The organism is Rhodococcus sp. IEGM 1241 (assembly GCF_033142365.1).
Taxonomy (GTDB): Bacteria; Actinomycetota; Actinomycetes; order Mycobacteriales; family Mycobacteriaceae; genus Rhodococcus_F; species Rhodococcus_F erythropolis.
Genome location: NZ_JAWLSE010000006.1, coordinates 316,973 through 330,030, shown reverse-complemented (window position 1 = coordinate 330,030; position 13,058 = coordinate 316,973). Strand labels below are relative to the sequence as shown.

Sequence of the window (13,058 nt, the reverse complement as noted above, 5' to 3'; positions counted from 1 at the left end):
GAACAATGCTGTTGGCACTGTGCAGTTCAAGTCGAACGGCACGGCGATCGGTTCCCCGGTGATGGTGGCTGCTGGTGTTGCGACTCTGTCGCATGCGTTCGATGGTGCTGGTGCGCAGAGTGTTACGGCTGACTTCACCGCTGGTGCAGGGTTCGTGAGTTCGTCGGCGCCTGCTCAGACGGTGACGGTCTCTGATCCGGCTCCGGTCGATGTCGAGACCACGACGTCACTCTCGGTTCCCCCGACGGCGGTTACGGGTACGGCGGTTGATCTGACCGCTACCGTTGCTCCGAACAGCGCTGTGGGTTCGGTGCAGTTCAAGTCGAACGGCGCGGCGATCGGCACTCCGGTCACAGTCTCCGCGGGTGTTGCGACGCTGTCGTATTCCTTCGATGCTGCTGGTGCACAAAGCGTTACCGCTGATTTCACCGCCGGTGCTGGCTTTGTGAGTTCGTCGGCGTCGGCTCAGACGGTGACGGTGTCCGATCCGGCTCCGGTGGATGTCGAGACGACGACGTCGTTGTCGGTTCCGGCTACGGCGGTTACGGGTACGGCGGTTGATCTGACCGCTACCGTTGCTCCGAACGACGCTGTGGGTTCGGTGCAGTTCAAGTCGAACGGCGCGGCGATCGGCACTCCGGTCACAGTCTCCGCGGGTGTTGCGACGCTGTCGTATTCCTTCGATGCTGCTGGTGCACAAAGCGTTACCGCTGATTTCACCGCCGGTGCTGGCTTTGTGAGTTCGTCGGCGTCGGCTCAGGCGGTGACGGTGTCCGATCCGGCTCCGGTCGATGTCGAGACCACGACGTCACTCTCGGTTCCCCCGACGGCGGTTACGGGTACGGCGGTTGATCTGACCGCGACGGTTGCTCCGAGCAATGCTGTCGGTACGGTGCAGTTCAAGTCGAACGGTGCGGCGATCGGTTCTCCGGTGACTGTTGCCGGTGGGTCCGCAATTCTGTCGCATGCGTTCAGTGTTGCTGGTGCACAAAGTGTTACGGCTGACTTCACTGCCGGTGCAGGGTTTGTGAGTTCGTCGGCGTCGGCTCAGACGGTGACGGTCTCTGATCCGGCTCCGGTGGATGTCGAGACGACGACGGCGCTCTCGGTTCCGGCTACGGCGATCACGGGTACGGCGGTTGATCTGACCGCTACCGTTGCTCCGAACAACGCTGTGGGTTCGGTGCAGTTCAAGTCGAACGGCGCGGCGATCGGCACTCCGGTCACAGTCTCCGCGGGTGTTGCGACGCTGTCGTATTCCTTCGATGCTGCTGGTGCACAAAGCGTTACCGCTGATTTCACCGCCGGTGCTGGCTTTGTGAGTTCGTCGGCGTCGGCTCAGACGGTGACGGTCGCTGATTCGGCTCCGGTGGATGTCGAGACCACGACGTCGTTGTCGGTTCCGGCTACGGCGGTTACGGGTGCGGCGGTTGATCTGACCGCGACGGTTGCTCCGAACAATGCTGTCGGTACGGTGCAGTTCAAGTCGAACGGCACGGCGATCGGCACTCCGGTCACAGTCTCCGCGGGTGTTGCGACGCTGTCGCATACCTTCGATGCTGCTGGTGCACAGGGCGTTACGGCTGACTTCACCGGCGGTGCAGGCTTCGTCAGCTCCTCGGCATCGGCTCAGACGGTGACGGTCTCTGATCCGGCTCCGGTGGATGTGGAGACGACGACGTCGCTCTCGGTTCCCGCGACGGCGGTTACGGGTGCGGCTGTTGATCTGACGGCGACGGTTGCTCCGAACAACGCTGTGGGTTCGGTGCAGTTCAAGTCGAACGGTGCGGCGATCGGTTCCCCGGTCACAGTGTCCGATGGTACCGCGACCCTCTCACATTCCTTCGATGCCGCTGGCGCGCAGAGCATTACCGCGGATTTCACCGCTGGTTCCGGATTCAAGAACTCGGTTGCGAGTGCGAAGTCAGTTCAGGTCAGTGTTGCCGACCAGGAATCCGTCGTCGAACTGAATATCCCGACCGACGCCAAAACTGGTGTGGCGACCGACTTGTGGGCAACCGTCCGAACGTCGTCGGATGATGCTGTCGGCGTCGGAACCGTGCAGTTCTACGACGGTGGCGTCGCGATCGGCGGTCCTGAAGCGGTTACGGCCGGCGCTGCCGGCCTGACGCATTCGTTTACCTCTGCGGGTGCGCACAGCATCACTGCGGTCTATTCGGGAGGAGCCGGTGTAGTCGGATCCTCGGCCCAAGCGCGGACGGTGAATGTAACGGACCCTGCGCCTTCGGATGTCACCACGGAGACTGTGGTGACGGCGCCTGCCGATGCTGTGGTGAACAAGTCGGTGACGCTGTCGGCGACTGTCAGTTCGGTGCAGAACGGTGGAACGGTGCAGTTCATGGATGGGGACACCCCGATCGGTGACGCTGTGGCGGTGGTCAACGGGATCGCGGCGCTGAACCACACCTTCACCACAACTGGCGCGCATTCGATTTCGGCAATCTACAGTGGCGCAGCCGGATTCACAGGCTCCACCTCGACGGCCCACGCAATTCAGGTCAAGGCTGCAACCGGTGGTGGCACGGGCAGCCTCGGTTCAGGCAGCGCTGGCTCGAGCGATTTCCTTCCCTTCGGTTCCTGACCGAAGCAGTTCAGGTCGCGGCCCCGAGGCAATATCCCTCGGGGCCGATCGACAGGGTGAACTGCATCGAGCGCGAGTTACCGGTTCCGTCGCTGACGGGCAGGTTGACACGGACGTAGTCGCCGCGAACCGGAGTGACTGTTGCAGCGTCGGCGTCGAAAGACTTGATACCGGCCAGCTGATTCGGATCGAGCTTGAGAGGCGGCTGGCCGGTTGCGCCGGTGCCGTCCGGATCCCACGGGCTGTTGCCGGGGCAGATCAGTGGATAGAACGTCTCGACGTCGCGGGTATTGACCGGCCGTCCCGTGGCGCGTGAGAGAAACCTGACGACGGCGTGGGAAGCGTCGGCCGCGGTGTAGAAGTTTGATTGCCCCGCAGGGAAGACGAACGGGCACGCATAGCCGGAAGCGATCTCCGAGCGCTTGGCGGCGACGGAGAGTCCGCCGCCGCTCCAGGTGACCGCGTACTGGCCGTCGACGCCTGGTGCGGCGATGGCCGTCAAGATGGCGGGAACATCCGAGTATCGGTCGGCGATCGCTGTGGGCGGCATCGTCCAGCATGCGTTCGTGAGCGCGTCCACGTCCAAGGACACCAGGTCCGTTGCCCAAGCTGCCAAGGCCGGCGCAGCAGCCGGATTGCCGGGCACGTCACCAACCGGAGGTGGCGCGGCCGGCGCAGCGGGCGCAATTGTCGTCGTGGGTGCGAGAGTGGTTGTCGTCGTGGTTTCAGTCGTCGGCGGAGACGGTTCGTCCGTCAGGATTCCCGTCCGTCCGTCGTCCTCACATGCGGTTATCGCCAACGTCATGGCGAGTGCGACTGCCCCCACTGCCGCTCGTCCTGCCGACTTCATTCGTTCGTACGCCCCTTTTGCGACATTCTGACCAACATCCACCCCAGAACTGCTGCGGGTCAGATCACGGATTCCCGTCTACGCTAGCGAACTGTGGATCCCGTTTACAGAACAGTCATCGGCATCGCCCGTACCGTCTTCGCTTTCGAGGGCCTGAAGTTCTCCGTCAAGGGAGAGCAGAACATCCCGGCGTCCGGTGGCGCCGTGATCGCGATCAACCACACCGGGTACATGGACTTCACGTATGCGGGACTGCCGGCACGGACCCCGAAGCGCTACATCCGGTTCATGGCCAAGAAAGAGGTCTTCGACAACAAGATCTCCGGACCGATCATGCGGGCCCTCAAGCACATCCCGGTCGACCGCGGCGCGGGCGCCGACTCCTACAAGGCGGCCGTAGATTTCCTGAAGCGCGGCGAATTGGTGGGCGTGTACCCCGAAGCGACGATCAGTCGGAGCTTCGAGATCAAGGAATTCAAGTCCGGCGCCGCCCGGATGGCGATCGAGGCGGGCGTCCCGATCGTTCCCGTCGTCATCTGGGGCGCTCAGCGCGTGTGGACGAAGGGTTATCCGAAGCGGTTGGGCCGCACCAACACTCCCATCTCCATTGCCGTCGGCGAGCCGATTGCACCTTTCGAACCGGCGAGTGAGCTGACGGCGAAGCTACGGTCGACGATGCAGGAGTTGCTGCTCGATCTGCAGAAGGACTACGACCATCCCGCCGGCGAGTACTGGGTACCGGCCCGCCTCGGTGGCAGCGCGCCGACGCTCGAGCAGGCCGACAAGATGGATGCCGACGAGGCCGAGGCGAAAGCCAAAGCACGTGAGGCGCGGAAGTCCGAAGGCTGACCCATGTCCTTCGAACCCGTTTACACCGCCGTCGAGGTAGTCGCGCGTGGTCTGAGCGGTTTCCAGGGCGTGAAAGTCACCCGCACCGGGACGGAACACGTCCCGGTGTCCGGCGGTGCCGTCATCGCGATCAACCACACGAGTTACCTCGATTTCATACCGGCGGCCCTGGCGGTCGGCACCGCGAAACGCAAGCTCAGAGTGATGGCCAAGGCTGAGCTGGCGGACAACAAGGTCCTCGGCTTCCTCATGCGTGGATGCGGCGTCATCGAAGTGGACCGCTCCGCCGGAGCGCAGGCGTATCGAGCCGGAGTCGACGCCCTCAAGCGTGGCGAATTGGTGGGCGTCTACCCGGAAGCGACGATCAGCCGGAGCTTCGAGATCAAGGAAATGAAATCCGGAGCAGCTCGGATGGCCATCGACGCCGGCGTGCCGATAATTCCGCTGATCGTCTGGGGCGCCCAGCGGATTGTCACCAAGGGCGGACCGAAAAATCTGGGCCGCAATCATTTCCCGATCTCGGTGGAGGTGGGTGCACCGATCGATCCGGTCGAACCCGCCGAAGCGCTCAGCGAGATCCTGCGCATCGAGATGGATGCGATCCTGCGCCACGTTCAGGACGGATTCGTGCACGAGCCCGGGGCGTACTGGGTGCCTCGTCGACTCGGCGGTGGCGCGCCGACGCCGGCGGAAGCCGCGGCCATGGACGCACAGGAACGCGCGAAGCGGGCGCGCTGAGCGAGACCGTCGTACCGGGCAGGCACAATGGCGGTGTGAGCCCAGACCGTCGTATCAGCCCTGACCGCCCAACCTTGGTTGCGACCGATGTCGACGGCACCCTCATCGATCACGACGAGTTGGTCAGTGCCCGCACCCGCGCCGCCGTGCATGCCGTCGTCGAATCCGGCACGCCGTTCCTGCTGGCAACCGGACGTCCTCCGCGTTGGATTTCGCCCGTCGTCGAAGGTTTGGGATACGCGCCACTCGCGGTCTGCGCAAACGGTGCTGTTGTCTACGACAGTTACGCCGACCGCGTCCTCAGCGCCGCGACCTTGTCGGTCGACGCACTCACCGAACTCTCCGAGTTGGCTCTGGTTGCACTTCCCGGGTCGGGATTGGCCGCGGAACGGGTGGGGGAGAGCGCACACGACGCCGCCACCCCACAGTTCGTCAGCTCACCAGATTACGAACACGCCTGGCTCAACCCGGACAACACTGAGATGTCCGAGGACGAAGTGCTTGCGGCGCCGGCCGTCAAACTCCTGATTCGCCGTCCAGGCATGACCAGCACGGCGATGTACGACACGCTCGCCCCGCACGTCGGTGCGCTCGCCGACATGACGTACTCCACCGAGAACGGACTGATCGAACTCTCGGCGCCGGGAATCACGAAGGCGTCCGGCCTGGTTGCCGCCGCTGAAAGGTTCGGCTTCGACCTGTCGGGTCTGGTTGCCTTCGGGGACATGCCCAACGACATCCCGATGCTGGGGATGGCACGCCTCGGCGTTGCCATGGGCAACGCTCACCCCGAAGCCAAAGCCGCAGCCGACGAGGTCACCGACACCAATTCGGCGCACGGGGTCGCAAAAGTCCTCGAGCGCTGGTGGTCGTAGAACCCACCAGCGCCCGAGGACGTGTACTGCTCGAGTGTCAGCCGACAGGCGCGCTGTTGGCCATTTCCTGGGCAAAGGTCTCGTTGTAGGTCTTGAGGACCTTCGTGACCATGCCGGTGATCTGGTTGAAGATCAGCGAACCGTTCTCGAAGTCGCTGCGCAGGCCGTCCGGGATCGAGTATTCGTCCGAGATCGGCAATCCGAGTTCACCCGCGTCGGAACCGAAGCTCTGCCACGACTTGAAAATCTCGCCGAGCACGGTGAACACTCCGCCGTTGGGTGAGGTGTAAACAGCGCCGTTCTGGAACAACGCACCCTGGTTGCCGAGCTTCGCCTGCAGGATTCCGGACAGCGCCTGGCCGAGGCGTCCGAGGTCACCACCTTCGGCGATCCACTTCTGCGCGAGCGGTGAATTGTCGGTGATCTTCAGAATCTGGGTGACCAGATCCGGGATCGACGATCCGGTGCCACCTGTGACCGTGTCGACCGGAGTGGTCGGCTTGGGCGCAGGCGTCGACGGATTGGAGGGGTTCGACGGGTTCAACGATCCGCCGATATTCGCGGCCGCGATGTTCCGGATGTCGTTCATGTGTGCGTATGCGGCATCACCAGGGCAAGCCGTGTTTCCGACGTCGCGGTGGGCGAAGATGATCGGCAGATCCACTGCTGCGCCCTGCGGGTACGGAGTGAACTCCGTGCCCTCGGAGTACATCGTCGTTCGGCCCTTCGGGTCGAGGCCGGCCAGGCCGAGCTTCCAACCGAGGAACTTGCCGACGGCGTTGAGCGTCGCCTGCGAAGGCTCGACGGTGGAGTAGTCACCCATCATCGCGATACCGGTGGTGTTCTCGTTGAAGCCGCCGGCGTGCGCGCCCTGAACTGCCTTGTCGAGTCCGCCTGCGCGGCCTTCGAAGGTCTGACCGTACTTGTCGACGAGGACGTTGTATCCGACGTCGCACCAGCCGAGAGTCCGTGCGTGGTAGGCGTAGATCGAGCGGACGATGCCGGCCGATTCTTCCTTGGTGTAGTTGTTGCTGCCCGCGGTGTGGTGAACGGTTGCTCCACCGGTGAAGTCGTCGTACGTGGGGGAGTCGCAGCGAAGTGACTCGTCGGCTCCCCACTGTGCGCGGGTGATGACGGAGGGTCCACTGCCGCCGAGCGGTGCCGCGACTGCCTGCAGATTGCTGTCCGCGTCGCTGGTACCCGGATCGATCAACACTGCGGTAACGGCATCTGCTGCCGTCGTCGCCTGGCGAAGCGGCTTGGACACGGAAGCCGGGGTGTACCCGAGTTCGCCGGTGGCTGCGGGTGCTTCCGCAGGCACAGGTGCTTCGGCCGGCGCTTCGGCAGGCACAGGTGCTTCGACAGGTGCGGGTGCGGCTTCCGGAGCCGGCACAGCTTCGGCCGCGGGGGCAGCGACACCCTGCGGGGTGAGGATCTGGATGGACTTGGTGGCGCCGACGAAGACAGGTTCGGTGGCGGTACCGGCGTTGGTGGCCTGATCCGAACTGGCGGAGTCGATGGCGTCAGGGGTGAACCACGGACCCCAGGTGCCGTCTTCGGCCAGGGCGCGGACCTTGGACTGCGCCGAGGCGAGCGTCTCCGAGGTCAACGCGACCATGCTGAACGGAGTGTCGCGGGTGACTTCCTTGACCACGGCACCTGGCTCTTCCTCGGAAGGAACCGGAGCGGTTTCGGTCGGGGCACCGGGAGCAGCGGATGCCGGGAAGAGCTCGGTCGGCAACGTGATCCCTGGAGGTAGCGGGATTTCGGTCGGGAGCTTGAGGTTTCTGAGATCGCCCAGGTTGATGTCGGGGAGATCGAGACCGGTCAGCTCCTTGACCGGAATGATGATGTCGGGCACCGACGCGAGGAGCACCTCTGCGATCTGGGTCGGCACTGCTACTGACGTCGTTTCGTTCGCGGAACGTACATCGGACGTAGTGCTCGTGAAGCCGTAGACCGCAAAAGGACTTGCGACAGCCACTGCGGCTACAGCCCCGAGTACGAGCGAGGGCTTCGGTCGACGGTGTGGCAAGGGATTACTCCTCGGTTGTAGTTACTTGCGAGCGAACTTCAGGGCCGATGACGGCCGTGAACGGAATCCTTCAAAACCGGATCCGAGCAGGTCGGATGCCATGTTCTGGGGTTGAACTCCAGTTTTCGGACGCGTACGTCTGCAACTCGTGATGCTGATGTGACTCGTGTGACTGGTGTTGCTAACTCCAAACACTCTTGCCACACTAGTCACAAAAGTCCATAACGCTCAACCTTAGGGTGAGACTTTAGTTAAATCGTTGTGGACTGGCCTGCGCGCGAAGTACCGACTTCGCGGACTCGTGAGGCCGGTAGCGATGAGGAGAGCATTGATGGCGAGAAGCGGAAGAAGCGGAACTGCAGGTAAGAAGCCTGTGTCCGGTCGCGCAGGTCGCTTTCTGGTGGGCGGACCCGGGAGGCGAACCTCGCTGATGCGGGTCTCGGTCCTCGGTCTCGTTCCGGCTCTTGCGCTCGGCGTCGCGATCGGAGGTTTCACGCAAATCCGCGCTGACGAGCCGTCGATCCTGCACGCCGTCGCCGCCGATACACAATTCACGCTCTCCGGTCATGGCAACGGACACGGCCGCGGAATGGGGCAGTGGGGCGCTTACGGCTACGCCAAGAACGACGGCTGGTCCGGCGAGCGAATCCTCAGTCACTACTACGGCGGAACCGTCCTGGACTCCTTGCCGCCCGCCCAGATGAGTGTGCGGCTCACAGCCCAGGACAACTCGACGCTCGACGTCTACTCCAACGCCGGCCTCGTGGTCAACGGTCAGCGCACCGCGCCGGGCGAGGCTGCCCATCTCACTGCACTGCCCGGTGGCGGTGCGCAGGTGGTTGTCACCAGCGGGTGTGGTGGCGGGGTTGTCTGGGAAGCGGTCACCGAGCATCCGTGGGTGGATCCTGTGGATCTCAGTCCCGATCGACCCGCCGACCAGTTCCTGAAGCTGTGCAACAACGACGCGCCCTATCGCGGCGCCCTCGGCGTAGTGCTCGACAACGGCTCGGCTCGGACGGTCAATCTCCTCGACATGGAGGACTACCTGCTCGGCGTGGTGCCGGTCGAGGCGAAAGCCGAATGGGCCGATTCCGGTGGGGCCGAAGCACTACGGGCGCAAGCCGTGGCGGCGCGCTCGTACGCTGCGACCGAGCATCGCAGCTCGTACGCCGACACGTGCGACACTCAGGACTGCCAGGTCTACGGCGGAGCTGGCAAGGAAGATCCCCGGACCACTGAAGCCGTTCGGTCCACCGCCGGCGCCGTTCTGTCGCGTGACGGCAAGATTGTTGCCACCGAATTCTCTTCGTCCACAGGAGGTTACAGCTCCGGCGGTGAATTCCCGGCCGTCGAGGATCTCGGTGACGCCCTTTCGCCCAATCACGACTGGACAGTGAATCTGACCGCGGGTGAGATTGCGGACGCCTTCGATGTGGGCGAGCTGCAATCGCTCAAGATTCTCTCGCGCAACGGATTCGGTACCGACGGCGGGCGAGTGACGGCAGTCGAGGTGGTCGGAACAGATGCAACTGTTGGCGCCACCGGAATGCAGTTCCGTCAGAAACTCGGCCTGAAATCGGACTGGTTTACCGTCGGCGACGGCGCTGGTGTGGTAGTGGCACCGGATTCGGAATCGACAGTGCCGGAATCCAATTCGCCATCCGACGATCCATCGGGTACGGTTACGGAGACGCAGATCGAGAAGAAGTATCGGGAGCTCGGCGGTGAAAGCGGCTCTCTCGGTGCTCCTGCCGGCCCGGAGATGCAGTTGCCCTCCGAAGCAGGCACTTTCCGTGTCTACGAAAACGGAACCATCATCTGGACAAAGGTTTTGGGTGCGCAGGTAGTTGATGCCAACGTGCTCCGCGAGTGGATACCGACGGGCGGAAGCTAGGGGAAGGTCGGTCGGTAGCGACTCGCACGTATCGACTCTGAAGGGTCTCTGCCGTAACCCGGCGGAGGCCCTTCAGGTCGTTCAGGGCTCATTGGTTGTCGGTCAGATGGTCGGAGCGTCGCCGAGCAAGCGGTACTCGAGCCACAACTCCGCACGTTCAGTGGGGGAGCCGAGGTCCAGTTGGAGAAGACTCTCGATCCGAGCGAGTCTGCTGCGCAACGTATGCCGATGAATATTCAGCGCTGTGGCTGCGGCGTCGCCCACGCCGTTGTGTGCCAACCACATGGCCAAGGTTCGGTAGAGATCGCTACCGCCCTTCGCTTCCAGAAGCGGGCGCAAGTGTGCCGCCGCGAATGCCGTCGAGCGATCCTGATCGAGAAACGCGGACAATCCGCTCTCCGAGAGTTCGGCGAACCGCATCGAAGGCAGGTTGCGGGCGCCGGCCTCGGCTGCTGCCTGCGCGGCTTGGCGTCTGGCGCGCGAGAGATCGTCCCACCACAGCATGTCCGACACGCCGACGGTTACGTCGATTTCGTTGACACGGGCGAGGATTCGCCCGCTGTCGGTAGCCGAGACGACGGCGATCAACGCTCCGTCGGTGATGCCGAACGCCAGATCGCGGCTGAGACCGTCGAGCAGTGAGACGGACACGCTCTCGAGCAGGCCACTCGGGCCCGCTACGTGGAAGACCTGGAAAGGTTCGACCGGAAATCCTCCCCACAGTTCCCCGGAGATGTTGCGGGCGAGCGCATTCTGTCCTTCGAACAGCTGATGCATCGCCACGGTACGCAAGTGGTTCATCGTCAACTGCGCATCTCGGGTTCGAGCCGTCATCAACGTGAGCAGAGACGCGGCGGCGATGACGATGCCCTGATTCAGAGAGCCGACGGCGCCGGGGCAGCCGGCGACGAGATACCCCATCAGCTTTCCCCTCGACGTCATCAAAGGGTGCGAGATGACGTCCTCGTTCTCACTCGTGAGGAAACTGACTTCCATCGGGCGGGCGTCGCGCTCGGGAGCCGTTCGCTCGATTCCTGCGGCAGCAGCGGTGTGTGAGATCTCGACGGTATGGCCGGCCGAGTCCAGCAGGGCCGCCCATCCGCCGATCAATTCCGCCACCCGTCGTACGACTGCCCGGGTGCCGTTGACCGTCACTGCAGCTTGAAGTAGTCGCCGAAGGCTCTGGTAGTTGCTGCGCAGCGCTTTCATGTCGTCGTCGGATTGCGCCTTCGACACCGCTTTGGTCAGGGCGATGAAAGGTGTTCGCAATGGGACGTCGAGTAGGGGCACACTGAAACGGGTGGCCGCATCCACCAGAGTCTGCGGCGCCTGCTCGTATCCGAGGCCGGTTCCGAAACCGATTCCGGCAATTCCGGCCGCCACCAGGGTCCGTACGAATCGCGTTGTTTCCGCGGCCGTCGTCGGTAGCGACACCCCGGTGATGAGTAGTAGTTCGCCGCCGTCGAGGAAGGGCGTCGGGTCGGGAAGTTCGGAGACATGTGCCCAGGTCAGGGTGCGATCGAGCTGGTCGTGCCCAGCCAGGACGCGAAGGCCGAACTGTTCGGTCGCACAAAGCTGGCGGAGCGTGATGGGCATGGGTCCAGTCTGACACCTCGAACTCGCCACTTTGTAGTGCCTGCGGTCACGTTTGTACAAAGTGGAGCCTGACGCGAGCTTGCCGAAGGTCCGACACTGGCGCTATCGAAAATGCGCTCCAGAAGAGCGTCACCGAGATCCACGTCCCGAACAGCCCACAAGGAGTACTGATGTCCAGTACAGACCAGCCGGCACTTCAGCACACGCTGAAGAAGCGGCATCTGTCGATGATTGCGATCGCGGGCGTCATCGGCGCCGGACTGTTCGTCGGCTCCGGTGTGGCGATCCAGGAGACGGGACCGGGTGTCCTGGTTTCCTACGCGTTGGCCGGCGTAGTCGTCATCCTCGTGATGCGCATGCTCGGCGAGATGTCGGCAGCGTCGCCGGAAACCGGCTCGTTCTCGTCGTACGCCGACAAGGCCATCGGCCGCTGGGCGGGCTTCTCGATCGGCTGGCTGTACGCGTGGTTCTGGATCATCGTGCTGGGCATCGAGGCCACCGCCGGTGCCCTCATCATGAATCGTTGGGTTCCCGGCGTTCCCCAGTGGACCTGGGCTCTGATTCTGATGATCGTGCTGACGCTGACCAACATCATCTCGGTCAAGTCGTTCGGCGAGTTCGAGTTCTGGTTCGCTTCCATCAAGGTCGTCGCCATCATCGCGTTCCTCGGCATGGGCATCGTGGCGATCTGCGGATGGATGCCCGGCGTCGAAGCACCGGGAATGACCAACCTGACCGGTCACGGCGGTTTCCTGCCGAACGGAACAGGAGCCATGCTCGCCGCAGTCCTTGTGGTCGTGTTCTCGTTCTTCGGCGCCGAAATCGCCACCATCGCCGCCGGTGAATCGGCCAACCCGCTCGAAGCTGTTCGCGCTGCCGTCAAGTCCGTCGTCTGGCGAATTCTCATCTTCTACATCGGCTCGATCGCGGTGGTCGTCACCCTGCTTCCCTGGGACAGCGCATCGGTCGCGCTCAGCCCGTACGTCGCCGTCATGGACTCCTACGGCATTCCGGCCGCGGGCAACATCATGGACGTCGTCGTCCTCACGTCGGTTCTGTCCTGCCTCAACTCCGGTCTCTACACCGCGAGCCGCATGATCTTCTCTCTCGCCGGCCGCGGCGACGCCCCCAAGTCGCTCTCACGTATCGAGAAGACCGGCGTCCCGATGCGCGCTGTCCTGGTCTCGACGATCGTCGGCTTCCTGACCGTCGGCATGAACTACCTCTCCCCGGACAAGGTCTTCCTGTTCCTGGTCAACTCCTCCGGTGCGATCGCACTGTTCGTCTGGCTCGTCATCTCGGTGTCTCAGCTGCGCACCCGCCGCAAGCTCGAAGCTTCCGGCCAGGAGCTGGAACTCAAGATGTGGTTCTTCCCGTACCTGACCTACGCGACGATCGCCGCCATCATCGCGCTCTGCATCGGCATGCTCACCCTGGACTCGACGCGCAGCCAGATGATCGTGTCCCTGGGGCTCGCAGCGATCCTCGTGGGCATCGGGCTCTACCGATACCGGAACCACAAAGAGACCGAGGACGCCGAAGGCGCCGACGCCGAGGTTGTACCCGTGTCCGAGAGCGCTCCCACACCCTGACACCAACGTCCCCATCTGCGAGATACT

9 protein-coding genes are annotated in these 13,058 nt (G+C 63.6%); 6 read left to right on the top strand and 3 right to left on the bottom strand.

Going from position 1 to position 13,058, the window contains the following annotated elements:
* Positions 1-2,602: Ig-like domain-containing protein (locus R4P70_RS25660; protein WP_317832420.1), on the top strand; the 2,602-nt coding region annotated here is incomplete at its 5' end.
* Positions 2,603-2,612: 10 nt separating this feature from the next.
* On the opposite strand, the gene R4P70_RS25655 is transcribed toward R4P70_RS25660, so the two are convergent.
* Positions 2,613-3,452: a hypothetical protein gene (locus R4P70_RS25655; RefSeq protein WP_317832418.1), complete on the bottom strand. Its 840-nt coding sequence runs from the start codon at positions 3,450-3,452 to the stop codon at positions 2,613-2,615.
* A 93-nt stretch (positions 3,453-3,545) separates the two neighbouring features.
* On the opposite strand from R4P70_RS25655, the gene R4P70_RS25650 reads away from it, so the two are divergent.
* The 3 genes from R4P70_RS25650 to R4P70_RS25640 are packed head-to-tail and all read left to right on the top strand — an operon-like array spanning position 3,546 to position 5,914.
* The gene (locus R4P70_RS25650; protein WP_020905757.1) at positions 3,546-4,301 is read left to right on the top strand and encodes a lysophospholipid acyltransferase family protein; all 756 of its coding nucleotides are present in this window, start codon (positions 3,546-3,548) and stop codon (positions 4,299-4,301) included.
* A 3-nt stretch (positions 4,302-4,304) separates the two neighbouring features.
* On the top strand, positions 4,305-5,039 hold the full coding sequence (locus tag R4P70_RS25645; RefSeq protein ID WP_020905758.1) for a lysophospholipid acyltransferase family protein: 735 nt from the start codon (positions 4,305-4,307) through the stop codon (positions 5,037-5,039).
* Between the two features lie 53 nt (positions 5,040-5,092).
* Positions 5,093-5,914 carry a Cof-type HAD-IIB family hydrolase gene (locus R4P70_RS25640; RefSeq protein ID WP_024488043.1) on the top strand — a complete coding sequence of 274 codons (822 nt, stop codon included), beginning with the start codon at positions 5,093-5,095 and terminating at the stop codon, positions 5,912-5,914.
* 37 nt (positions 5,915-5,951) lie between these two features.
* On the opposite strand, the gene R4P70_RS25635 is transcribed toward R4P70_RS25640, so the two are convergent.
* The gene (locus R4P70_RS25635) at positions 5,952-7,949 is read right to left on the bottom strand and encodes an N-acetylmuramoyl-L-alanine amidase (protein ID WP_317832415.1); all 1,998 of its coding nucleotides are present in this window, start codon (positions 7,947-7,949) and stop codon (positions 5,952-5,954) included.
* 331 nt (positions 7,950-8,280) lie between these two features.
* Here R4P70_RS25635 and R4P70_RS25630 point away from each other — a divergent pair, with 331 nt between their 5' ends.
* Positions 8,281-9,843, top strand: coding sequence for a SpoIID/LytB domain-containing protein (locus tag R4P70_RS25630; RefSeq protein WP_317832413.1), 1,563 nt, complete (start codon positions 8,281-8,283; stop codon positions 9,841-9,843).
* Positions 9,844-9,945: 102 nt separating this feature from the next.
* Here R4P70_RS25630 and R4P70_RS25625 read toward each other — a convergent pair whose 3' ends face one another.
* The gene (locus tag R4P70_RS25625) at positions 9,946-11,439 is read right to left on the bottom strand and encodes a PucR family transcriptional regulator (RefSeq protein WP_019746400.1); all 1,494 of its coding nucleotides are present in this window, start codon (positions 11,437-11,439) and stop codon (positions 9,946-9,948) included.
* Between the two features lie 170 nt (positions 11,440-11,609).
* Here R4P70_RS25625 and R4P70_RS25620 point away from each other — a divergent pair, with 170 nt between their 5' ends.
* Positions 11,610-13,031, top strand: coding sequence for an amino acid permease (locus tag R4P70_RS25620; RefSeq protein WP_019746401.1), 1,422 nt, complete (start codon positions 11,610-11,612; stop codon positions 13,029-13,031).
* Positions 13,032-13,058: the final 27 nt, after the last annotated feature.

What these genes read in the sequence shown, in the direction of transcription:
- R4P70_RS25625 (WP_019746400.1), bottom strand. Translation starts at nt 11,439, where the DNA reads ATGCCCATCACGCTCCGCCAGCTTTGTGCGACCGAACAGTTCGGCCTT.
- R4P70_RS25630 (WP_317832413.1), top strand. Translation starts at nt 8,281, where the DNA reads ATGGCGAGAAGCGGAAGAAGCGGAACTGCAGGTAAGAAGCCTGTGTCC.
- R4P70_RS25620 (WP_019746401.1), top strand. Translation starts at nt 11,610, where the DNA reads ATGTCCAGTACAGACCAGCCGGCACTTCAGCACACGCTGAAGAAGCGG.
- R4P70_RS25655 (WP_317832418.1), bottom strand. Translation starts at nt 3,452, where the DNA reads ATGAAGTCGGCAGGACGAGCGGCAGTGGGGGCAGTCGCACTCGCCATG.
- R4P70_RS25645 (WP_020905758.1), top strand. Translation starts at nt 4,305, where the DNA reads ATGTCCTTCGAACCCGTTTACACCGCCGTCGAGGTAGTCGCGCGTGGT.